This window comes from Pantoea sp. X-Soil-TKNS-1211 (assembly GCF_059730495.1).
This window is the reverse complement of record NZ_AP035954.1, coordinates 369,561-393,040: the sequence shown is the minus strand read 5'-3', so window position 1 is coordinate 393,040 and position 23,480 is coordinate 369,561. Positions and strand designations below refer to the sequence as shown.

Sequence of the window (23,480 nt, the reverse complement as noted above, 5' to 3'; positions counted from 1 at the left end):
TTTATCGCGCTGCTTGCGTATAATGCGCGCAATCGATCGCGTCGCTACCCATGGTGCATACCCACAATGTCGCAACACTATTTTTCACAACACAACTGCGAAATTCGCCTTGAATGGGGCAGCAGTGCCGCAGAACATCTGGCACAGGACGTAGACTGCGTGATTGTGGTGGATGTGATGTCGTTTTCTACCTGTGTCAGTCTGGCGAATGAGAAGGGAGCATTGATTGCCCCATGGCCGTGGAAGAATGATTCGGCTCAACGCTATGCCGCTGAAATTGGCTCTCAGGCCGCCAGCATCGACCGTCGTTTTTCGGAACACGCTTTTACCTTATCCCCCGCATCCTTGTTAAAAATAACCGCTGGAACTCGGCTGGTACTGCCATCACCCAACGGTTCAACTGTCGCGTTTAAGGCGCGGGAGAAGGGCGCGCAGGTGTTCACTGCCGGACTGCGTAATCGACAGGCCACAGCTGTTGCCTGTCGGCATTTCAAACGCATACTGGTGATCCCCTGCGGTGAACGTTGGCCGGATGGTAGCCTGCGTCCGGCGATTGAAGATTATGTGGCGGCGGGTGGAATTATCGAGGCTTTGGGCGAACGCCTACGCTCACCGGAAGCGGATATGGCGTTGGTGGCATATCAATCTGCGTGGCAGCACGATTTTGCTTCGTTAAAGCAATGTGCATCGGCGCTGGAGTTGATTGAAAGAGGCTTTACGGTCGATGTTGATCTTTGCCTGGCACTGGATAAGAGTGACATTGCCTGCTTACTGATCGACAACTTTTTTACCCCCTGCATTGCCTCGTAGCGGCGCGATTTAGCGCGGGTTAAGCAATGTGCGTTGCCTGTATCAAGAGGTGAAGATGTGGCATACTGCATTTTCAAAAACTGAACGGTTCGGTAAACAGATCCACAGTAATATTGAGCCTCTTTAACCTACAATGCAGTTCCGTCTGAGGAAAAAAATGAGAACTCTGACTGAAGAACGCCGTCAGGCCATCATTGACGCCGCTTCCCGTTTATTCCAGGAAATGGGGTATGAACGTGCTTCCATGAGCGAAGTCGCGAGGCTGGTGGGGGGGTCTAAAGCCACGCTTTATAATTACTTTTCTTCTAAAGAAGAGTTATTCGAGACCGTTGTTCGCACTTACAGCACCCGTTTTCTTAATGAAGCGGCGGCGCAATTGAGTGATACCGAAAGCACGGCATTGAGCCTTGAACAGAAACTGGTTCAGTTTGGTGAAGGCATGCTCAAAGTACTGGGTGGTGACAACCAGGCGATGCAGATTTATCGTGTCGTGGTCGGTGAAGCAGGGCATTCGGATATTGGCAAACTGTTCCTGGATGCGGGTATTCACGAAAGTATGCATAAACTCGCGCAGGTCATGGCCGAGGCGATGAAGCTCGGGGAGTTGAAGGAAGCAGAACCGATGCTACGTGCGCAGCAGTTTACTGCCCTGGTTAAAGCAGAACTTGATGGGATTTTTCTGCAACGGGAATTGCCACGTTACACCGATGCCCAGATAAAGAGCATGGTTATTAATAGCGTCGATCTATTCCTGAGCGGTGCGAAACGCTAGCGCCCGGTAGGAAGGCTACCGGGCATCATCACCGCGGCAAAGCACCGTTCTACAGCGTTTGCATACCGCGGACCGTGGATGGGGCAAAGGATGATCACGAAACTCATCACTTAAGCAGGTTCGCCAATTGTTCCGCCCCTTTATCGATACCGACTTCTGCCGCGCTGAGCGAACCAAAGGTCGCTGAGATATTCATGGCATTGGGATATTGCTTTGCCGTATAGGCGTGCAACAGGTTATTGCTGGACGCATCATATATTTCAACAACATAATTAACATCGCCGCTAAACATTCCCTCGCCGCCGCGAATCGATTGCACAATGTTGTAAGGGCCGCCGGCCAAATCAAATTTGGTGAAGGTTCCTACCACCTGAGTGGTGGTGTCAGCTCCGGTCAGTGTCAACTTCAAGCGCAGCGTATCCGGGCTGACGGTCGTCACGTTGCGAAAGCGCGGGCTTAAAGTCTCGGTAAATTTTTCCTGCATATAACTGGCCAGTCTCTGGCGATCGCTGGCTGGCATATCGTTAAATTGACCATCTTTTCCCTGATAAATACTGACTGGCTCAATGATGATGCTGCGGTATTTGGACCAATCAACCGCTGTCGCATATTGGAAGGGGATACGATTGGCATCGTCGCCTTGGTTTGCCGTCATCTTCGCTGTGGAATCAATTCCCGCATAGCGTACAGGTGGGTTACTGGCACAACCGGTCAGAAGAACCGAAAGGGTAAGCAAAACGGCCCGTGAGGTACGTGGTGTCATCATCATTTAAATATCCTGAATATAAAGAATAGGTTGCTCACCATGACGTCAGTGCTGAACGTGAATTGACGCTGCCAGGCGTGCAGTAACAGCACGGGATTTCGCGCTGCGCCACTCTATAACTGTACGGTATAGTTTTGCAATGCTATTCAATCACTGTCAACAAAATGTTTCTGACGGGGGTGGGTTTAGCGCGGGAAGGGGTAATTTTTCAATATTCAATTTTTTTGATTTATTTCAGCAAAACGCTCAGCTTTTACTCATCGGGTGACAGGTCTATTCTTTCTCTCATCGGGGCACAACGCTCCACAACTTAAAAGTATCACTGAGGAAATGACCATGAAATCAATCAAAACTTTCGTTGTAGTTGCTGCTCTGTCACTGGTTTCTTTTGGCAGCTTCGCACAAAGCATTACCGCTTCTGCTTCGACGCTGGATGGTGCGGAAGCCAAAATTGCCGCTCAGGCAAAACAAGCAGGCGCATCCTACAAAATCACCGGTGCGCGCGTGGATAACGGCGCTTACCTGTCGGCTGAACTGACCAAATAAGACACCCTCTGTAGCGGCGCGATTTATCGCGCCGGTTTTGGCAGGCCATGAATGCGTGAAAACTGCGCGATATGAGAGGGCAATAATATGCACCATAATCAGGAAATCGCGGCTCAGGCTGCGGCATTTGTTCAGTCGCTCAAATCACATCGGCATGCCAACATGCCCGCTATCCGTTTCCGTCATTGGCCGCAATTTATCTCGACGGTGCGCGAATTAATGGAAAAAAATTAACCCAACCTGACCAGAAACAATATTCCCATTGTCTTGATTTGCAAATCCCTCAGAAATTTCCCAGACTTTAGGATCTATTTAAATGTTTCTGAAGGATAAATCATGCGAAGTTTTCTGGCGGCTTTGTATGTGGTGCTGTTTTTCTGTGTATCACCGGCGAAGGCTGAGGGAACGATCAGCGAGGGCTGGAACTGGTTAACCAATGATATTTCCCAGACCTGGGAGCAGCCGCAAAATTACGATCTCTACCTGCCGTTTATCTCCTGGCATGCCCGTTTTGCTTACGACAAAGAAAAAACCGACAACTACAATGAAACGCCCTGGGGCGGCGGATTTGGCGTCTCCCGTTATAATGAAGATGGCAACTGGAGCGCGCTCTACGCCATGATGTTTAAAGACTCACATAATATGTGGCAACCGATCGTCGGTTACGGCTGGGAAAAGGGCTGGTATCTTGATAATGCCCGTGACTTTCGCCTTGGGCTTGGTCTGACGGCTGGCATCACCGCGCGCGATGACTTTGCTAATTATGTGCCGCTGCCGATTGTACTGCCGCTGTTCTCGGCAGGTTACAAGCGCGCCACCGTGCAATTCACTTATATTCCCGGCACCTACAACAACGGCAATGTGCTGTTCGCATGGTTACGTTTCGCTTTTTAAACCACGGATAAAGATATGGTGCGCGTTAGACAGTGGCTAAACCGACCGGGGCCGACCCTGATCTCGTTGCTGAAAATTATTCTGATCGGCATCGTGGTGATTGCCGCAATCTTTTTGCTTGCACGCATTTATCAGTCAGAACGCGGTGCGCCATTGCAGCGCTGGCATACCTGGTCAGCGGATGAGATGAGCGAAAAAGAGATCGATCATGCCACCTTTGCAGATTATCAGGCACGGGAAGCCCTGATTTTTGCCGAGATGAAGCGCGACATCACCGACACCCTGAGCGACGATGAAAAAACACCCCTCAATCGCTACTACGTGCAAAGCCTGGTTTATCCGGCACGTTTTCAACCAGACTGGAATCGTTCGTTTATTTTGCTGCCACAGGGGGCACCACGCGGTGCAGTGGTGTTGCTGCATGGCCTGACGGATTCTCCCTACAGCATGCGTTATCTGGCGGAAGATTACCGCCAGCAGGGATTTGTCGCTGTGGTGCCGCGCCTGCCGGGACACGGGACCGCCCCTGGGGCGCTAACCACCGTGAACTGGGCGCAGTGGCTGGCGGTGACCCGGCTGGCGGTGCGTGAGGCGACAAGGCTTGGCGGTAAGGCGGTGCCGTTGCATCTGGTGGGGTATTCCAACGGTGGCGCGCTGGCGATGAAGTATGCGCTGGATGCGCTCAACGACCCAGGTTTGCGCCAGCCTCAACAGATCGTACTGCTGTCGCCGATGATTGGCGTGACAACCTTTGCCCGCTTCGCCGGTCTGGCGGGCCTGCCGGCGGTGCTTCCGGCCTTTGCCAAAGCGGCATGGTTGAATGTGATGCCAGAGTTTAACCCGTATAAATACAACTCGTTTCCGGTCAAAGCAGCGCGTCAGTCATGGCTACTGACTCAGGCGCTCCAACAACAAATTTTGCAGCAATCGCGCCAGCAGGGGCTGGCTCACCTGGCACCGGTGTTGACGTTCCAGTCGGTGATGGATTCCACCGTCAGCACTCGCGCGGTGGTGGCGTCGCTGTATCGTTATCTGCAAAGTCGCGGTAATCAATTGGTGATTTTCGATATTAATCAAGCTGCTGAACTGCACGCCTTATTACGCCCTGATTTGAACAACGCCGTCAGTAACTTGCTACCGGCCGCGCCGCGTCCGTACGCAACAACGGTGATCACCAATGCGACGAGCACTACCGCCGACACTGTGGCGCGTAACACTCCGGCAGACCAACTAACGGAAACGGTTCAACCGCTGCATATCGCCTGGCCGGTGGGGATGTATTCCCTTTCCCATGTTGCGGTGCCATTCCCGCTGACGGATTCATTGTATGGGCTGCAACCAACAGAAAAGAATCAGTCGGGTATCAGTCTCGGGGCGATTTCATTACGGGGTGAGACCAATACGCTGAGTGTTGGGCTGGATACTCTGATGCGTGCCAATTCCAATCCGTTTTTTTCCTATATGATGGCGCGCATTAATCACCACATCGCCTGTAGCCATCAGCCGGATGTTGCTGCCTGTGTTGCCGGGCAGTAAAAAAGCAAAAATTCTCCGAATAGAAATGGCGACTGAATTGTTTAGTCTCTGAAAACGTCACATTCATGCCATTTCGTGAGGGTAAATGATGAAAACTGCACACGCCGGTGTAGAGACGTTTATGGTGCTTTATTCAGTTCAATACGTTTGATTGGGCCGACAATCACCACGAAGCTGAAAATAGCAATTAACGCATGGATGGCGACAAACACCAGCGCCCATTCAAAATGTCCCGTTGCTTTAACGATGTAACCAATGACTACCGGCGAAATGATCCCGGCGAAGTTACCACATAAGTTAAAAAAACCACCGGCAACACCGGCCATTTCTTTAGGGGCGGTATCCGACATGACGGCCCAACCCAGGGCACCGATGCCTTTACCAAGAAAGGCTAAAGACATAAACAACACTACCAGATAAATCGAGTCTACATAATTACACAGCACCATCACCATCGACAGCAGCATGCCAAGCACGATGGGGGTCTTACGTGCAATAGAAAGGGATTTGGTGATGCGCAAAATACGGTCCGAAATAACGCCACCCATTAACCCGCCGAGGAAACCACAAATGGCCGGAATAGCAGCAATAAAACCTACGGTTTTAATATCGAGTCCTTTTTCCATCGCCAGATAGAGCGGGAACCAGGTAATAAAGAAGAAAGTCAAAACGTTGATGCAGTACTGACCGAGATAAACCCCCAGTAACATACGATTTGTCACCAATTGCTTAAATGCCTTGAGATCAATTCCCGGGCGGGTTTTAACATTGCTTTGATCCATATCCACCAGTGCTCCCCCCTGACGAATATATTCAATCTCTTCACGGTTCACGTGAGGGTGGTTTAACGGGTTATGTACGACTCTGGCAGCAGAAAAAGTAATCACAATGCCCAGCACACCCATAAAGATAAAAATGGATTGCCAACCGTAATTCAGTGTCAACCATCCCATGATCGGTGCAAAAATAGCCGTAGCGAAGTATTGCGCTGAATTAAAAATTGCGGCAGCAGTTGCACGCTCCTTCGAAGGGAACCAGGCGGCGACAAAGCGGCTATTACCCGGCATCACCGGGGCTTCACACAGACCCACCAAAAACAGCAGAACAGTGAAGCAGACAATGGCCCCGTAACCGTGAAAAATATCTACAAACCCCTGTAATAAGGTAAAAATTGACCACAAACACAAGCCGGATAAATAGACTTTTTTCGATCCCAGATGATCCAGCAACCAGCCACCAGGAATCTGCGCCAGACAGTAAGCCCAGGCAAAGGCTGAGAACACCCACCCCATCTGACTGGGGTTGATGCCGAGCGCGGCAGACATGTCTTTACCGGCAATCGCCAGCGTTGATCGGTCACCTACGCTGACTGCCGTGATGATAAAAAGAATAATAACAATATGCCACCTGACATTGGTCTTTTTTGCGGCAGTAATACCCTCGACATTATTAAGCTGAACCATGTGACACCACCTTAAACTTAAAATTAAAAATATAAATAATGAATCATTCAAGTCATGGATGGCTGGAGTAAATTAATTATTTACATTCTGGTAACGTTTTTTATCGTTTGCATTAATCACAACTTAATTGAAATTCGTCACCTGTTTTTCAATAAGAAAACGATAAGATTGTTTCTGTTATAAGGCAATGTGCATTTGCATAACAAAGCGGGGTATTTTTACCACTATTCTTGTTGTATAAATAATTATTTGAAGTAGATCACAAAATTTTATAAGCAATGCGTGCGGTTTATAATTAAATAAAACGGCTGTCCCTGTTTAACCACATGGTGTTGATTCGGGATGTCAGGACGGTTTTACTTGTCCTGACATCTCGCTACGTTAAAACCGGAGGGACAGGCAAGTCAGTCCACCATCCATTTTACGAATTTCACTGGTGTCCAACTGGATAATCGGCATATCCAGCGTTTGCAGCTGCGCCAGCGTCGCCGGGTAACCGGATGGGGTAATCAGCGTTCCGTTGATCAGCAAGGTATTTCCGGCGTACATTTCATTGTCGGGAATAACCAGATGATTGTATTGGGAGAATTGCGGCAAACGGGCAAATTTTTCGGTCGAAATCAGGGTGTTTTTTCCGACATAGTTGATCGCTGATTTCAGATGCAATCCCTCATCAACGTCAACAGAAGTGACGCTGTAACCAAAGGGTTCGACCAGGCTGGCAAATTCACTGATACCGGCTTCATTGGTCCGCGTGGTCAGTCCGATGTAAAACGCCTTATCAATCAGCATCACATCGCCGCCTTCGAGCGTGCCTTTGTCACTCATTAATTTCAGTGGGCGAAAATCTTTCAGCACCGTTTTCATCGACTCGACTTCACCCGCCCGTGCAGGTGCACCAGGATGGGTAATCACCGCCAGTTCAGGCAGCACCACCGCAGTATCCTCAACAAAATGTGCGTCAGGGAAATCTGCTTCGGCTGGCAACAGCGTCACCTTTAATCTGAGCGTGAGCATGGCGTTAAGGTATTCCCAGAACTGGCGGCGGGTCAGTTCTGCATCGGGCGCACCCAGCGAAGCGGTGGTCAGGCCCGCTGCGCAGTTTTCAGCCGGGAGTCGAGCAATGATTTGGGTAAAAGCCATCTGTCTGTCCTTAAGTCATGGTTTTGTCTGCAACAAATCTATCTGGTCCGGCGGGCTAAAGATAGCCACGCGAGAATATTTAATAACGAAAATCGGCTCGTTATAATGTGCTTACATAACAAGGCATAAGGATTTCCAATATGAGTACTCTGGCGAAAAAAATAACGCTTGCATCAGAATTTCTTGCCGCTGCCGCAATATTCTTTTCTGGGGTGGCTTTTTTGGCAGATAAATTTTATTACAGCAAACAAATTTATGTGGATGCTTCCATAGTCAGTAGTTCTCCTAAAAATCTGTCGCTGCTTATCTCAAATAATGGGCAAGTGGATGTGGCTATCAAACGAGTCAGCATCAAGGTGCCTGGTTATGAAATCAATAATATGGCGAATATTGGCGAGAGTGATAAATTGCTCAAAAAAGAAACATCTATTTTGTTGAAATCCGGCCCTTCCTTCCTGAGTAGCTCGGTAGTGGCTGACGATGACGACCCTGCTATAAATCACCAAATAATGTCCACGACGAATTGTGTGATTACCGTAGAGTATATTGGTGCCGGGGCGAAGAAATCAGAAACATTATCGCTCAACACGCAATGCTATGCGGCATCCATGGTTGATGACGATTCCATTGGAAAATAAGTTGCACGCGGGACGCTTTCGTATCTTGACATAAGGAAGGGGAAGATGGTTGTATGATACAACCTTGTTTAACCTTATTGACGATTATGACTGACTCAACCCTGATTCAAACGATACGTGCTTCCTCGCGCCTGATGGTGCGCGAACTGGGGTTTATGCAAACCACCCTGGCGGCGACCGACTACTCCGCTTCTGCGGTTCACACTTTACTGGAAGTGGCCAGCCATGAGGGTATGACCGCCGCACAACTGGTTCAGACCCTTGGACTGGAAAAATCCAGTGTCAGCCGTATGCTGGCTAAACTGATCAAATCCGGGGAGTTAGCCGAGTTGCCTTCCGCTCAGGATGCGCGGATGAAACAACTGGTGCTGACTGAGCAGGGCAAGGCTAGCGTCGCCAGCATCAATGCTTATGGCACCACTCAGGTGGTGGAGGCGCTGGCACAGTTGAGCCACGAGCAGCAGCGCGCAGTCGCGCAGGGGTTATCCGCCTATGCTCAGGCGCTCCAGGCGCGCCGCAATCATCAACTCCTCATCCCGGAGATCACCCTTGCCAGCGGCTACCAGCCAGGATTAATTGGCCGCATCGCCGAGATGCATGGCAGCTACTACGCGCGTCAGCACGGGTTTGGGCATTTTTTTGAAGGCCGGGTTGCATCGGGTCTGGCAGAATTTACCGAACGTCTGACTTCGCCACGTAATCAGATCTGGGTCGCCTGCCAGCAGGGTCGTATAGTGGGTTCTGTGGCAATAGATGGTGAAGACCTGGGCAAAAACGAAGCGCACCTGCGCTGGTTTATCCTGGATGAGGGTTGTCGCGGCGCGGGAGTTGGGCGTCAATTACTCAGTGAGGCGATGGCATTTTGTGATGAGCAGGCATTCAGTGCCGTTCAGCTGTGGACCTTCAGCGGGCTGGATGCAGCCCGCCGCCTGTATGAATCTTTTGGTTTCACCCTGACCGACGAATGGCAGGGCGATCAATGGGGGAAAACCGTGCTGGAACAGCAGTTTACCCGTATCTTTCCCCAAGGATTGCTATGATGTCTGTCTTTGCGTACTGGAGGGGCGTTTGGTTATATATTTCCTGACAATCGTATAGAACTATCCCATAGTACGAGCCTCATTATTAACGTTATGTTGCGCATTGAATTATTTTGAAATCATTTATTTATCAATTATGATCAATGCGAGAATTTATGAAAACAATGAAGTTATCCACACTTGCGGCTATTATTCTCTTCTCAATTAATCCCGCTTGTGCTATCTCTCAGGATACACATAATTTTTTTTCCTATGATGACAATGATGCTATAAACAGAAGTGAACGCGCCGTTAAGCTTAAAAGCGACCCGCGAGTGAAAAAATCTTGGATAATTAATATCAATGCTGACCTGATCTCTGCTGATAGCCAGAAAATCAGCTTACCACTTAACGATGGTAACGAAATAACTTATTACGTTTCTGCTTTTAACCAAGGGAAGGGTGGTATTTCTGTCTGGAAGGGTAGTTATTTATCCAAAGCAGATAGAGAAAGATATGGTGATAATGGTACGGCCGTTTTAGAAAATAATGCGATTTTTGTTAAAAATGGCAAGAATATCACCGGATCCATAACTGTGAATGGTGAGCAGTATAGCATCGATTCATTGGGAAATGGTGAGCACGCTTTAGTTAAAGTAGATAGAACCATTCCAAACGAAGATGCCTTCCTGACATCATCGCCCGCTATTCCCTTGAGTATTCCTGATACTGTTAACCCAACAACCGAACACAGTGATATTCGGGTGCTGGTGGTAACCACCAATCAGGCTCGTGAAATGTCAGCTGATATTGAGGGGTTAATTACGCTTTTGTTTGAACAGGCTAATCAGGCCAATGAAGAAAGTCATGTCAATATTACCTTCGAAGAAGCGGGTATATTCCACGCGAACTATACAGACAGGGGAAATCTGGAACATACCTTTGAAATAGTTAAAAACCCAAAAACGGAATTTGGTGCACAGATTGCTAAAGTTCGTGAACTACGTCGGGCAGACTTAGTGGTGGTCATGGCGAGTGATAAAAATACCAATTTTTGTGGAGGAGCTAATGTAAATGCCACTAAGGAAACGGCATTTTCCGTTGTAAGTCCGGATTGTACATCGCGCGGCAGTTATACTATGCACCATGAGATGGGGCATAGTATCGGGTTGATGCATAATTGGGAAACTGACCACGATGATCCAGATAAAACTCTTCCTGAATATGCCTATGGTTACAGTGTTCCTGGTGTATTCCGTACGGTTATGAGTTACCCGATGGCGGACGAGCCAAGAATAAATTTTTGGTCTAATCCTGCTGTCAGCCATAACGGTACATCACAAATGATGGGCGATGAACAGGCTAATGCGGCCAGACGTCTCAATGAAAGACGTGAGTATGTTGCCAACTTTTACCCTCCCATGGATCAGGAAGAGATGGTTGCCCCCATTGTCAAAGTGGATAACAAAGAAATTACGGCGGTAAGAACACAAGGTCATGATGTGGAATATACCGTAATCGGCACTGGCGACCAGGAATACCTGACTTGGCTGTGGGAGCGTATAGAGGGAAGCGAAGAAATATCTGTGTCCAATCATCAACAAAGAAATGCTTACTTTACTGTGCCGGCACTCTTATCGAATGTCTCTACAACATTCCGTGTGCGTGCAACTAACGTAGCGAAACAAAGGGGAGAGGCCCTTGTTACAGTGAAGGTGGTTGATCCTGCGGTCAGCATCACCGGCCCTGACAGCATGGAAGCAGTGACACCTGTGCAACTAAACGCGCAAGCGAACTTTCCGGCGGCACTCTACACATGGCAGTTGCTAAAAGGTAACCAAGTCATAGTCGGTGGTATCGACCAGGAGGGACATATTAAGTCAGGACTGGAAAGTGGTCATTATGAGGTCATTGTCACTGCAACGCGGGCAATATTAGGCCAGGAAGCGACCAGTTCGCATACCATTGAGGTTATCGGTGAAGAGAATACCGATCAGGCGTTTATCGACGGCCTGAAACTTGAAGTTGAACCCGTTAATGAGAGCGCCACCCATATCACCTTTATTGGCCGCATCAACTCTACCTCCCCGCCAACCAGCCAACCCTCCTACCAGTGGACACTGGCTGATGGGATGAGTAAAAGCAGTGAGGCAGAAATGCGTTTTACCCTGGTAAAAGGTCGCGTCACCCAGACACTTAAGCTGGAAACCGAGGTCATTGCCGGTCAGGTATCGAATAAGGTGACACAGGAATTTATCGTGCCAGCGATGAAATCGATCCGTTAAAGAGCAAGTACAATGATTATTTACCTCCGTCAGCAATGTCGGAGGTATTTTGATCACCAGGTGATTAAATCACGCTAATGTGTTTAGTTGCCAGCCACTGTGCCATTTCACCATCAAAGGGTTCATCAACAATCAGGGTGCTGACAAGAGACAGATCGCCGATAGCAAACGCGGATGCAGAGTTCATTTTCTCTTTTGACACCATCACCGCAGTTTCGGCGGCTCTGGCGGCCAAAGCACGCTTCACTCCCGCCTCTTCATAATCGCCGGTCGTCAAACCGGCAGTTTTATGTACGCCAGTCACGCCCATAAAAAACAGGTCCGCGTTAATGCGGGCAATCGACTCCAACATCTCAGCACCGACGGTCACGATGGAATGCCGAAACAGGCGGCCACCGATAATAATCACCTCAACGCGGGGGAAATTCAGTAACCCCATGGCAATACTTGGGCTGTGGGTGACTGCGGTAAAGGCGAGGTCCGCTGGCAACAATTTGATCATCTCTGCCGTCGTCGTGCCGCCATCAATGATCACCACCTGACCCGGTTGAATCAGTTGCACCGCTTTAAGCGCGATGTGCTGCTTTGAGCTTATCTGCACGCTTTTGCGTGTTTCGAACGGAGCCACGGCGGCAGATACCGGTAGCGCGCCGCCATGCACCCGTTGTAACAAACCTTCCGCTGCTAACTCTCTGAGATCACGACGGATAGAGTCTTCGGATACGGCAAAGCGCTGACTCAGGTCACTGGATTGCAGCTGCTTCTCCTCGGCCAGAATGGCGAGGATTTGCTGTTTTCGCTGACTGGATAGCATGCGAGTTTTTTCTTGGTTGTGCTTGTATGTGCACGATTATGCATGCTAGCGTAAAAAATGTCACCTTCAACAGGAGCAAATCATGCAAGAAACCTCACCGCGAGTCAGAAACATCAGGGAACAGCTGCTCTCGGATAACTGGTACACCCTGAAAAAATATACATTCGAATTCTTACGTGCCGATGGTCGTTGGCAGGAACAAAATCGTGAAGCCTACGATCGTGGTAATGGTGCAGTGGTGCTGTTATTTAACCGTGAAAAAAACCGCGTAGTGCTGACGCGTCAGTTCCGCTTACCGATCTATCTCAACGGTCACGATGGATTTCTGATTGAGGCGGCAGCGGGGTTACTGGATGATGCGTCACCCGAAGAACGCATTATTGCTGAAGCCGAGGAAGAAACTGGCTTTCGCATTCAGCGTATCGAGAAAGTGTTCGAGGCATTTATGAGTCCGGGATCGGTGACGGAAAAACTCTTTTTCTTTCTCGCAGAGTATCAGGACAAGGATCGTAGCGGACGGGGAGGGGGATTAGCCGAAGAAGGTGAGGACATTGAAGTGCTGGAATGGCCGTTAGCCCTGGCACTGAAGGCGATTGAAACCGGCGAGATCATGGACGCGAAAACCATCATGCTGCTACAACACCTGGCGTTGCGCCTGAATGGCGAGCAAACAACATGCTGATTTTATTGGCGGGACCGGTACGCAGTGGCACCAATGGCGATCAGGCACTGATTCATGCCAACCTGCGCAGCATGGAGCAGGTTGCATTGGAGGTTTATCGCAAGGGACATACGCCGTTGATTGGTGAGTGGCTGGCGTTACCGCTGGCACGGGTGGCGGGATCCGAAACGATTGGTGATGAGATCAGCCAGCAATTTCTCTATCCGGTTGCCCATCGTTTAATTCAGTGCTGCGAGGCGATACTGCGCCTGCCCGGTGCATCGGCTGGTGCAGATAACGATGTGCGCATTGGACGCGAGGCGGGGTTGACCATTTTTACCCATCTCGAATCGCTCCCCACTATTCAGGCTTAATTATCCAGACACACAAAAACGAAACGTTTTTGTGTGTTCAGATAAAATATTATTCTAATTGATTGTGCTACCTTATAATTCTGTTATCTCCACGCAATCAACCATGATGAATGTCATTTCGTTATCAAAGACGATTCTTCCCGCTGCAAAGAGATATCCTCTGGTTTTCGTTTGGCGATTAGAGATATTGTTCACCTTAAATTAGTGTAAGTGTTTCTATTTTAATGTGAGTATTTGATGAACCATCTTAAGTTATCCACCCTGGCCATTGCTATTGTTTGTTCTGTCGGGATTTCTCATGCGGAATCAGGTGCAGACACCACCATGCCGAATGAAGAATATTCTCTTAATGCAAAAGATAAGTCGCAGTTTTTTACCCTTGATCAAGGTGAAAATATCAAAACCGACGTGCGCGCTGCGTATCTGAAAAATGACCCCAGAGCGGAACAGGCGTGGATCATTCATATCAATGCAAATTTAATCTCTGAAAATACCCAAAAAATCACCCTGCCATTACAGGATGGTAATACCATTACCTTTTATTTGTCAGATTTCAGCAAGGATAAAAATAATATATCCGTCTGGAGTGGAGGGTACTTGCCAAAAGCTGATAAGGAAAGATTCGGCGAGCATGGTACGGTTGCTTTAGAAAATAATGCGATTTTTGTTAAGAATGGCAGCAATATTACCGGATCTTTTGTGGTAGATGGTGAGCAATATAATATCGATCCGTTGGGAAATGGCGAACATGCATTAATTAAAGTCGACAGTTCCTTTCCGTCGGAAGATGACACCCTGCCTGTATTAGCCCAAACACCGTTCAATTACCCTGAAACCTTCACGACAATTACCGCACATAGCAATGTGCGGGTGCTGGTGGTGACCACCGATATTGCCCGCCAGAACGTCGTTGATATGGATGGTCTGGTTGCTCAGATGTTTAAAGAGGCAAACCAGGCCAATGAAGACAGCCATGTCGATATTACCTTTGAGAATGCCGGCATTTTCCATGCGGATTATCAAGATAATGGTGTTCCCAGAGACAGCCTGTTCGCGGCCCATAATCCTGAAACGCCACTGGGTGCCCAAGTGGCTAAAGCGCGCGAACAGCGCAAAGCTGATTTAGTGGTGATTTTGGGTAGTAATGCAAATAATACCTCCATCTGTGGGGTTGGTGCTCTCAATGCGATAAAAGAAGATGCATTTTCTGCGGTAAGTTACACCTGTGCTGCACGCTCCACTTATAGCTTTCATCACGAAATGGGCCACAATTTTGGCCTGAAGCATAACTGGGGCGGGGACGACGCAAACCCAGATATTATTGTGCCAGATTACGCTTATGGTTATAGCCTTCCCGGAGTATTCCGTACTGTGATGAGTTATCAGATGAACCGGGAGAAAAAAATAAATTATTGGTCCAACCCGGCAATCAGTTATAACGGCACTTCGCAGATGATCGGTGATGAACATGCTGATGCAGCGCGTCTGCTAAATGAACGCCGTGAATATGTCGCTAATTTCTACCCGCCAATGGGTGATGAAATAATGCAAGCACCCGTTATAACGCTCGACCGACCAGAGATTACCGCCGTTAAATCCGGCAATCAATATACCAGCTATGGCGTGACCGCCTCCGGCAATCAGGAAGGTTTGGGCTGGAACTGGGAGCGTGTTGAAGGCGACGAGAATATTACGCTGGAGAGCGGCAAGTTGTCGAATAAGGCTCAAGTTATCGTGCCAAAAGGTTTGACCGGGGTAACGGCGAAATTTCGCGCCCGTGGCACCAACATGGATAAACAAACCGGCGAAGCTATCGTTACGGTCAATGTGGTTGATCCCGCGGTCGAGATCAGCGGTCCTGCCAGCATGGATACCGCAGCGCCCGTAAAACTCGAGGCGAAAGCAAACTTTAACGAACCGACCTACAAATGGGAGCTGCGTCAAGGCGAGCAAGTGATCGCCGGAGGTATTGATCGCAGCGGCCAGATTAAAGCCGGTCTGGAAGCGGGTCATTATACGGTCAATGTTACTGCCACCCGTGAAGTGATGGATCAGGAAGCCACCAGCGCGCATACCATTGAAATCACCAAAGAAGCAGCCGTAGCCGCGCCGGTAGTGACGCTGAATCGTGCAGAAATCAATGTGGTGAGCACCAGCAACAGCGGCTTTGGCTACCAGGTTAAAGCCCACGGCGATCAGGACAACCTGAGCTGGAAGTGGGAACGTATCGAAGGTAATCAGGCGATTTACCCTAAATCAACCACTGCCGGAACCACAGAAATCGTAGTGCCAAAAAATGTCACTGATACCAAAGCGACATTCCGCGTGCGTGGCACTAACCCGACAGGTCAGTCGGGTGAGGCTATTGTCAACGTGAATGTTGTCAGCCCGTCGGTGGTGATCACCGGTGCAGGCAGCATGGATGCCGCCGCGGCAGTGAAACTGGATGCGGTTGCCAACTTCGATCAGGTCAACTATCAATGGACCCTGAAGCAGGGGACGCAGACCATTGCCAACGGTATCGATCAGAATGGGCAGGTCAAGGCCGGTCTGGCCGCAGGTGACTATGCTGTGGTGGTCACGGCCAGCAGTGCGCATGGCGCACGTTCGGCAACCGCTACACATGCGCTGACCATCACCAGCCAGGTACAGAATAACGATCAGGCATTTATCGATGGCCTGAAGTTAGGTTTGCAGTTCAAAGATAACGGCAGCAGTTACACCATCACGGGTGATGTGATGTCATCGACTGCGGCAACCAGCGTGGCGGGCTACACCTGGGCATTGCCGGAAGGCGCTCAGGGGAGCAACACCGGCAAGGCAAAGCAGAGTTTTACCGTCGCTAAAACCACGCATCCGCAGGCCATGAATGTCAGTGTGCTCGTCACGGCAGGCAAAGCATCGGGCAGCCTTGCTGATGACTTCATTGTTCCAGCCGTCGCCGACGCTACGGGTTATCCTGACTGGGCGTATGGCCGCATCTATAAAACCGGTGATGTAGTGAAACACAAAGACAAACTGTTCGAGTGTGTCATCGCGGGCTGGTGTAGCCAGATCGGTCAGTGGTCTCAGCTGCATTACGAACCGGAAGTGGGTCTGAACTGGACCCTGGCGTGGAAATACCATAACAAGTAAACAATCCTGGCCTCCATCAACCTGATGGGGGCTTTTTTCTCCATAAATTCTCTGGCTCCCCGGTGGTTTTTTGTAACGCGCTGGTTAAAATCGACTATCGGTTTTCAACAGGAGCGCACCATGCTGGACATCATGCATTTCCCCCTTTTTCTCGCCTCAGTGTTTTTACTTTGCATTACGCCCGGTCCTGACCTGGCGTATGTGGTGGGACAAAGCGTGGCGAATGGACGACGTTCTGGTGTGATCTCGGCGGCAGGTGTAGCGCTTGGCAGTTGCACCCATGCGATCGCCAGCGCCATTGGTTTAACGGCATTGATTGCCGCCTCGCCGTTGCTGTTTACCGTGATCAAATACATCGGTGCCGCGTATCTGATTTTCCTTGGCAGCAAAATGGTGTGGGGCACGTTGATTCAACGGCGTGACGCGATTAACCGTGGCGAGCCGCCCGCTAAAGCGACTGCCAGCACCCGCAGCCTGCTGTCGCGTGGGTTGATCACCTCGATCACCAATCCTAAAGTGCTGCTGTTTTTTATCGCCTTCTTCCCGCAATTTGTGGTGATTGATGGCGCGCATCATGCGCAATCCTTCCTGATTCTTGGCCTGACCTATGCGTTGATTGGTTTCGCCACCGATACCTGCTTTGCGCTGTTAGCCGGTGGGGCCGCCAGCGCGGTCGCGAAAAATGCCGCGATGCAGCGTCTGCTGGATCGGGTGGTGGGCATCACCTTTATTGGCCTGGGGATTCGCCTGGCGTTGACCCGTCGCGGTTAACCTTTTTCTGGAGAGGCAATTCATGGCAACAGCGGTTATTGGCATCGTCAGTGACGAGTTTACCAATCCCAACAGCGTAAAGATGTTGAATGAAGTGACGCGGCAACTCAACACACGCGGCTGTCTCAGCTTGCTGCTCAACGTTGATTCACGCGAGCATTATCTGTCATTACTGAATCAGGCTGGCGAGTTGGGGATCACGGGTTTGATTTTCCTCACCGCCCTGTATGGCGAAGAGACGACATCGACCCCGGCTATCTGGCTAAGTGGCGAGCGTGCGCTGCGCGTGGATGGCTACGCGGCAGGGGAAGAAATGGGACGCCTGTTGTTGGCGCAGGGGCATCAACGCTTTGGTTTTATGCGTGGGCGGGCTACCCAAGGAGAATCGCGTCAGATGCAGGGCTTTGCCGCCAGTCTCAGGGCAGCAGAAAAAACGCTGGATCAACATTTAGTGGCGGGTAACGACGACCGTGAGTTGGCGTACCAGGCGATGATGACCTACCTGAAAAAAGCGCGCGCCTCTGAACGTATCAACGCATTGTTCTGCGAAAATGATGTGCTGGCGTTCGGTGCTATGCAGGCGGTGCGGGACTTCGGTCAGGGGGTGCACATTGGCGTGGTCGGTTTTGATGATGTTGATGAGGCGCGTTCCTCTGCCTGGCATCTCACCAGTTGGGCGCCGCGCCGCGATTTGCTGGTGGCTGAGGCGTTAAATCGCCTGCTGGACAATCGTGTAGACAACAGCGGGGCATGGCAACAGGGCGAATTGCAGGTGCGTCATTCGCATCATGGCAAACACGTTCATGGCGAAATGTCACAATGCGGCTGTGCCAGCCGTCATTAATCGGCAAAACCGCGCCGCACGTTGCGTAGCGGCGCGATTTATCGCGTGGGTTTTTGAACAACAATCCACCCGGATTACGATGCTTCCAGACCCGCAACGGTGACATTCCCAGACTCAGGGCGTTTTAGCTGTTTTGCTCAACTTCTGCTTACTTCTCGGGGCAAATTCAGCATTCCGGCGCGGAGGGGAAGAAATATCTTATAGTATCAGTACGAGAGATCATGCAATGTCGCGTATGGAAATACCTTGAAACATTTGGTGACTGGCACCTCCTACCATGCGAGCATTTATGAAAAAACGGAATTTATCATTTGTGGCTATTGCCGTCAGTTGCGCTATGGGTGTGGCGTATGCTGAATTTAGCGAACATAAACAACCTTTATTTAATACTGACGATACCCATCGACTGTTTACTGTTGATGAAAATATCACAACGAAGAGAAGCGCCCGAGCGGCTTATTTGCAGAACGACCCGCGCGTGAAAGAGTCCTGGATTATTAATATTAATCCACAGTTAATTTCTCCTGACACGCAAAAGATTGTCTTGCCGATGCAAGATGGCAGTACAGCCATATACTATCTTTCTGATTTCGAAAAAGATAAAGATAATATCGCCGTATGGGTGGGAGGATATTTACCGAAGCAAGATATAGAGCGATATGGGACACAGGGTACAAGCGTGGCAGAAAATCAGGCCATTTTTGTCAGGAATGGAGGAAATATTACCGGTTCTGTCACCGTTAATGGCCAGCATTACAGTATCGATGCATTAGGCAATGGTGAACATGCATTGATTAAAGTCGACGATACGTTTCCCACTGAAGAACCCGAACCGCTTGAAGTGCCTCGTTTCCCTTTTAATCAGCCGAAGATTCTGCCACCCACTACGGAACACAGTGATATTCGAGTCATGATTGTGACTAGTGAACAGGCATATCAGCAAACTGCTGATTTAGAAGGGAAGGTGGCGTCATTATTTGCCGAGGCTAATGTTGGTAACAAACAAAGCAACGTCAATATCACGTTTGAAAACGCCGGTATAGTGAAGGTGGATCTTCAGGATAGTGGCGACTTGTATGAGCATCTTTATGCTATCGAGGATCCTGAAACGCCACTCGGTGCCCAGGTCGCTATCGCCCGCGATGAACGCCGTGCTGATTTGGTGGTCTGGCTGGGGAGTACTGAGAATAGCCCAACCATATGTGGCATCGCCTATGTCAATGCCCCTAAGGAGTCGGCATTCTCTGCCACTGGCCTGAATTGTATTGGGCGAGGCGCTTATACCTTTGCTCATGAAATGGGCCACAATATGGGGCTGAGGCATAATTATGATGGTACCCATTCGGACGTAGAAGAATATGCATACGGTCATCGCACCATGCATTTATTCAGAACCATCATGAGCAAAAAATTCAGCACTGAAAATCGCATTAATTACTGGTCAAACCCGGATATTCACTACAACGGTTCGAGTTATTTAATGGGAACTAAAGAGCACGCCAATGCGGCTCGACGCCTTAATGAAGTTCGTGAATATTATGCCAACTTTTATCCAGCGGTCGGTGAGGAAGAGGAACAGATAGTGGTTCCTGTTGTCACATTGGATCAAACGGATATCACGGTGGTAAATAACGAAAAGGATATCCAGAGTTATTATGTCACCGCCAGCAGCGATCAGGCATCGGTGGCATGGCAATGGGATCTGGCAGAAGGTGATGACCGGATTATCTTTTACCGCAGCTCGTCAAGAGAAAGCGAAATTACCGTGCCGCGCCGTATATCAGATACCTCGGCAAAAATTCGTGTGCGCGCCACTAATGCATCGGGCGTGGAGGGCGAGGCGATCGTCACGGTGAATGTTGTCTCCCCTGCGGTTGACATTATCGCTCCTAACAGCACGACACCTTCGGCTCCGGTAAAATTGCAGGCTCAAGCGAATTTTGAGCAGGCGAACTATCAATGGGCGCTCTATCAAGACGGTAAACTGATCGAAGAGGGGATTGACGCGTCTGGCCAGATAAAACCAGGCCTTGCAACGGGGCCTTATGTGGTCAATGTGACGGCTACACATCAGGAAAGTGGGCGCAGTGCCACTCACTCACATAACCTGTATGTCTCCCCGGTAGCGGGGCCAGTCGTGACGCTGAAGCAGCCCGTGTTGAATGCGGTGAAAACCGGCAACTATGGTTGGAACCATTATGTTACAGCCATCGGCGATCAGGAGAATCTGACATGGAAGTGGGAACGGCTTGCGGGGGATGAACGAATCATATTGAATCCTTCCAAAACCCACATGGCGGATATTTTGGTCTCACCCAAAGTTGCGGGGATCGCGGCAAAATTCCGCGTCACCGCCACTAACGCCGCAGGTGTGCCGGGTGAAGCTATCGTCACAGTTAATGTGGTAGAACCTAAAGTTGCCATTTCGGGGCCAGCTACGTCAGGCGTCTCATCGCCTGCGAAACTGGAGGCGGAGGCGAATTTTGAGGAGCCATCCTGGCAATGGGAACTGTATAAGGGAACGCAAAGGATTACCGACGGTATCGATCAGACAGGCCAGATTAAAAGCGGGCTGGCGCAAGGTAACTATGTGGTCAAAGTGATCGCGACTAATCATGAATGGGCGCGCAAGGCGGAGAGCTCACATGCCATCTACGTGACTGAACAGGCAAACACCGATCAGGCATTTATCGATGGTTTGACGTTAGCGGTTGAGACACTTGAAGAAGATGCCAGCAGCATCACCTTTATCGGTCGAATTAGCTCCAGTGCCCAGGCAACCACTGCCCCGACCTATCAATGGCAGTGGGCGGGTGAAGAAGGCAAAAAGGGAGATGCGGAAGCACGTTTCACGGTGAAAAAAGGTTTGTTCGCACAGACGTTACAGGTGAATGCTGATGTCACTGTCGGCCAGCTTGGGGATAATTTGTCTAAACAATTTGTGGTGCCGGCCAGAAAGCTGGGAGGAATCATCCCCGTTAAGCCTTAAGCGATGACCGATACGTAAAATCTTCTCTATTTAACCTCCATCAGCAATGATGGAGGTTTTTTTGCCGCTATTCAGCGGAATAATCGAAAAAAATCGCGCTCTTGTCTGTAGCGGCGCGATTTATCGCGCGGGTCTTACGCCAGCGCGATTGGAATTGCTTGATAAATCAATCCGCTACGGATGCTGCGGGTTAAATCGCGTCAATCATCCCGCCATCCACCCGCACCACGGTGCCGGTGATGTAACTGGCGGGCTGGCTCGCCAGAAACGCCGCTGTCGCGCCGTACTCTTCCGGTGCACCGTACCGTCCAGCCGGAATCCCCTGACGACTCTTCTCCGCCACCGCGTCTGGCGTGCTGTTCTCACGTTTCGCTTTGATCGCGTCCAGTTGGCTGACGCGATCGGTGGCGATACGTCCCGGCACCATCACGTTAACCGTTACGCCATCTGCCGCCACTTCTGTCGCCAGGGTTTTTGACCAGCCCAGCAAACTCATACGCAGGGCATTGGACAGCGCCAGGTTCGGAATCGGGGCAATCACGCCGGATGAGGTTGAGGTGATAATGCGACCCCAACCACGTTGACGCATGGCGGGCAGCACTTTATCTGTCAACTGAATAAGGGAAGAGACCATCAGGGAAAACTGTTGCTGCCAGACGGCGGCATCAGTGCCTTGTGCACTGGCAGGTGGTGGGCCGCCGGAGTTATTCACCAGAATATCGACATCTCCCCAGTGTTGACGAATATCATTCAGCACCTGATCAAAACTGTCGGGTGCCGCCAGGTCCAGTTGCCAGGCGTGCGCGCTGCCGCCTTGTTGCTGGATTTGGCTAACGGTTTCTGCCAGCTTCTCCAGACTACGTCCGGTCACCGCGACCCTGACCCCTTCCTGCGCCAGCGACAACGCCATCGCCCGACCTAAACCACTGCCCGCACCACAAACCAGCGCGACCCGATGTTGTATTTGCAAATCCATAAAACCACTCCTGATTGTATTTTCAGGATCATGATGTGCAAAAATGATGCCGGTTATTTACGGGGGCGCTTAATAGTGACCTGATCATAGGCAAATTGCAGATGTTTTTGCATCAGGCTGGCGGCGAGTTCCTGCTTGTTTTCCCGCAGTGCATCAATGATTGCCACATGTTCTTCACACCACTCTTTCACGCGGCGTTTGTTGTGGTAGCTGCCGAACTCCATCAGGCGACGCAGGCGGTTCTGCTGCTGAATCGCCTGGAACACGAACAGGTTACCACTGGCCTCGGCCAGCAACTCATGAAACGAGGCATCGGTTTCGAAAATATCTTTTGCCGGAACCTGAGTGATATCCGGGTGGGTAATCAGCCACAGATGCTGGGCGCGCAGGCGTTTCAGCAGTTGACGATCAACGTGCAGATGCGGTGTCAGCAGGGCAGCAGGTTCAATCATCAGGCGAAAACCGTAGCTGTTGCGTAGCGCTACCTCAGAATTGAGTGTCTGCTGAAACCGCCAGCCGTGTCCGGCATTGCGTGCAATCAGGCCATCTTCCGACAGCTTCACCAGCGTGCGTGTCAGTACCCCGCGATCCACTTCATAGCGCTGGGCGATTTCGGTCTGGGTAAAGGATTCCGGCAGGGTGCCAGCAATGCGGTCCCGCACCAGTAATTCATACAGGGTTTGATCATTACTTTTGGTTTGTTCGATGCTCAGCTGTTGCAGCTCATCAGCGCTCTTTAACAGAAAGAAACCCTGATTGGGTCGAGCTTCCACCGCCCCCAACCGCGTCAGTTCTTTTAATCCGGCGCGAATTGGCGTGCGGGAAACACCCAGCGCATCGGCCAGATGTTGTTCACGTAAATGATGACCTGGATCGAATCTTGCTTCATAGATCAGGTCAAGGATTTGCCGGGCGATCCGGCGACTGCTCGCAGTTGAGTCAGGCTGCATGGAGAGCGTGTACCTTAAGTGTATTGTGGTGGTCTGAATATACAATAACACGGGAAAGGTTTTGCAGCGAAATAAAGCAGGAACTGCACGGTAA

General features: G+C 50.2%; 21 protein-coding genes. 15 read left to right on the top strand and 6 right to left on the bottom strand.

Going from position 1 to position 23,480, the window contains the following annotated elements; translation table 11 throughout:
- The first annotated feature begins 66 nt into the window (after window positions 1-66).
- The gene (locus tag AC6I8W_RS22255) at window positions 67-810 is read left to right on the top strand and encodes a 2-phosphosulfolactate phosphatase (RefSeq protein ID WP_497838303.1); all 744 of its coding nucleotides are present in this window, start codon (window positions 67-69) and stop codon (window positions 808-810) included.
- 157 nt (window positions 811-967) lie between these two features.
- On the top strand, window positions 968-1,582 hold the full coding sequence (locus tag AC6I8W_RS22250) for a TetR/AcrR family transcriptional regulator (RefSeq protein ID WP_497838302.1): 615 nt from the start codon (window positions 968-970) through the stop codon (window positions 1,580-1,582).
- A 106-nt stretch (window positions 1,583-1,688) separates the two neighbouring features.
- On the opposite strand, the gene AC6I8W_RS22245 is transcribed toward AC6I8W_RS22250, so the two are convergent.
- A complete protein-coding gene (locus AC6I8W_RS22245; RefSeq protein ID WP_497838301.1) occupies window positions 1,689-2,351 on the bottom strand; it encodes a DUF3313 domain-containing protein in 663 nt (220 codons plus the stop codon).
- Between the two features lie 333 nt (window positions 2,352-2,684).
- Here AC6I8W_RS22245 and AC6I8W_RS22240 point away from each other — a divergent pair, with 333 nt between their 5' ends.
- From AC6I8W_RS22240 to AC6I8W_RS22225, 4 genes are all read left to right on the top strand, one after another.
- The gene (locus AC6I8W_RS22240; RefSeq protein ID WP_013511516.1) at window positions 2,685-2,894 is read left to right on the top strand and encodes a YdgH/BhsA/McbA-like domain containing protein; all 210 of its coding nucleotides are present in this window, start codon (window positions 2,685-2,687) and stop codon (window positions 2,892-2,894) included.
- A gap of 87 nt (window positions 2,895-2,981) precedes the next feature.
- Complete coding sequence (locus AC6I8W_RS22235) at window positions 2,982-3,128, top strand: hypothetical protein (RefSeq protein WP_497838300.1); 147 nt, start codon at window positions 2,982-2,984, stop codon at window positions 3,126-3,128.
- Window positions 3,129-3,230: 102 nt separating this feature from the next.
- Window positions 3,231-3,788 carry a lipid IV(A) palmitoyltransferase PagP gene (gene pagP, locus AC6I8W_RS22230; RefSeq protein WP_497838299.1) on the top strand — a complete coding sequence of 186 codons (558 nt, stop codon included), beginning with the start codon at window positions 3,231-3,233 and terminating at the stop codon, window positions 3,786-3,788.
- Window positions 3,789-3,803: 15 nt separating this feature from the next.
- The gene (locus AC6I8W_RS22225) at window positions 3,804-5,324 is read left to right on the top strand and encodes an alpha/beta hydrolase (protein WP_497838298.1); all 1,521 of its coding nucleotides are present in this window, start codon (window positions 3,804-3,806) and stop codon (window positions 5,322-5,324) included.
- 119 nt (window positions 5,325-5,443) lie between these two features.
- Here the strand turns inward: AC6I8W_RS22225 and AC6I8W_RS22220 are convergent, their stop codons facing one another.
- Window positions 5,444-6,787 carry an MFS transporter gene (locus AC6I8W_RS22220; RefSeq protein WP_497838297.1) on the bottom strand — a complete coding sequence of 448 codons (1,344 nt, stop codon included), beginning with the start codon at window positions 6,785-6,787 and terminating at the stop codon, window positions 5,444-5,446.
- A gap of 381 nt (window positions 6,788-7,168) precedes the next feature.
- A complete protein-coding gene (locus AC6I8W_RS22215; protein ID WP_497838296.1) occupies window positions 7,169-7,930 on the bottom strand; it encodes a dimethylarginine dimethylaminohydrolase family protein in 762 nt (253 codons plus the stop codon).
- 140 nt (window positions 7,931-8,070) lie between these two features.
- Between AC6I8W_RS22215 and AC6I8W_RS22210 the strand changes: the two genes are divergently transcribed.
- The 3 genes from AC6I8W_RS22210 (at window position 8,071) to AC6I8W_RS22200 (ending at window position 11,872) form a co-directional block, all read left to right on the top strand.
- A complete protein-coding gene (locus tag AC6I8W_RS22210) occupies window positions 8,071-8,568 on the top strand; it encodes a hypothetical protein (RefSeq protein ID WP_497838295.1) in 498 nt (165 codons plus the stop codon).
- Between the two features lie 86 nt (window positions 8,569-8,654).
- Window positions 8,655-9,608 (top strand): bifunctional helix-turn-helix transcriptional regulator/GNAT family N-acetyltransferase, encoded by a 954-nt coding sequence (locus tag AC6I8W_RS22205; protein ID WP_497838294.1) that lies wholly within the window; start codon window positions 8,655-8,657, stop codon window positions 9,606-9,608.
- A 155-nt stretch (window positions 9,609-9,763) separates the two neighbouring features.
- Entirely contained in the window at window positions 9,764-11,872 is a 2,109-nt protein-coding gene (locus tag AC6I8W_RS22200) for a M12 family metallo-peptidase (protein ID WP_497838293.1), read from the top strand.
- Window positions 11,873-11,936: 64 nt separating this feature from the next.
- On the opposite strand, the gene AC6I8W_RS22195 is transcribed toward AC6I8W_RS22200, so the two are convergent.
- Entirely contained in the window at window positions 11,937-12,686 is a 750-nt protein-coding gene (locus tag AC6I8W_RS22195) for a DeoR/GlpR family DNA-binding transcription regulator (RefSeq protein ID WP_497838292.1), read from the bottom strand.
- Window positions 12,687-12,768: 82 nt separating this feature from the next.
- Between AC6I8W_RS22195 and AC6I8W_RS22190 the strand changes: the two genes are divergently transcribed.
- From AC6I8W_RS22190 to AC6I8W_RS22165, 6 genes are all read left to right on the top strand, one after another.
- The gene (locus tag AC6I8W_RS22190) at window positions 12,769-13,368 is read left to right on the top strand and encodes an NUDIX domain-containing protein (protein ID WP_497838291.1); all 600 of its coding nucleotides are present in this window, start codon (window positions 12,769-12,771) and stop codon (window positions 13,366-13,368) included.
- A complete protein-coding gene (locus AC6I8W_RS22185) occupies window positions 13,362-13,721 on the top strand; it encodes an NUDIX hydrolase (RefSeq protein WP_497838290.1) in 360 nt (119 codons plus the stop codon). The genes AC6I8W_RS22190 and AC6I8W_RS22185 overlap by 7 nt, the downstream gene beginning before the upstream one ends.
- Window positions 13,722-14,318: 597 nt before the next feature.
- Window positions 14,319-16,856 carry a M12 family metallo-peptidase gene (locus AC6I8W_RS22180; protein WP_497838289.1) on the top strand — a complete coding sequence of 846 codons (2,538 nt, stop codon included), beginning with the start codon at window positions 14,319-14,321 and terminating at the stop codon, window positions 16,854-16,856.
- A gap of 120 nt (window positions 16,857-16,976) precedes the next feature.
- Window positions 16,977-17,627 carry a LysE family translocator gene (locus AC6I8W_RS22175; protein ID WP_497838288.1) on the top strand — a complete coding sequence of 217 codons (651 nt, stop codon included), beginning with the start codon at window positions 16,977-16,979 and terminating at the stop codon, window positions 17,625-17,627.
- A gap of 22 nt (window positions 17,628-17,649) precedes the next feature.
- Window positions 17,650-18,471: a substrate-binding domain-containing protein gene (locus AC6I8W_RS22170; protein ID WP_497838287.1), complete on the top strand. Its 822-nt coding sequence runs from the start codon at window positions 17,650-17,652 to the stop codon at window positions 18,469-18,471.
- A gap of 289 nt (window positions 18,472-18,760) precedes the next feature.
- Window positions 18,761-21,460: a M12 family metallo-peptidase gene (locus AC6I8W_RS22165; RefSeq protein WP_497838286.1), complete on the top strand. Its 2,700-nt coding sequence runs from the start codon at window positions 18,761-18,763 to the stop codon at window positions 21,458-21,460.
- Between the two features lie 190 nt (window positions 21,461-21,650).
- On the opposite strand, the gene AC6I8W_RS22160 is transcribed toward AC6I8W_RS22165, so the two are convergent.
- Both AC6I8W_RS22160 and AC6I8W_RS22155 read right to left on the bottom strand, forming a co-directional pair.
- Complete coding sequence (locus AC6I8W_RS22160; RefSeq protein WP_497838285.1) at window positions 21,651-22,436, bottom strand: SDR family oxidoreductase; 786 nt, start codon at window positions 22,434-22,436, stop codon at window positions 21,651-21,653.
- A 53-nt stretch (window positions 22,437-22,489) separates the two neighbouring features.
- Window positions 22,490-23,386, bottom strand: a complete 897-nt coding sequence (locus tag AC6I8W_RS22155; protein WP_480372354.1) for a GntR family transcriptional regulator — start codon at window positions 23,384-23,386, stop codon at window positions 22,490-22,492.
- Window positions 23,387-23,480 lie beyond the last annotated feature (94 nt).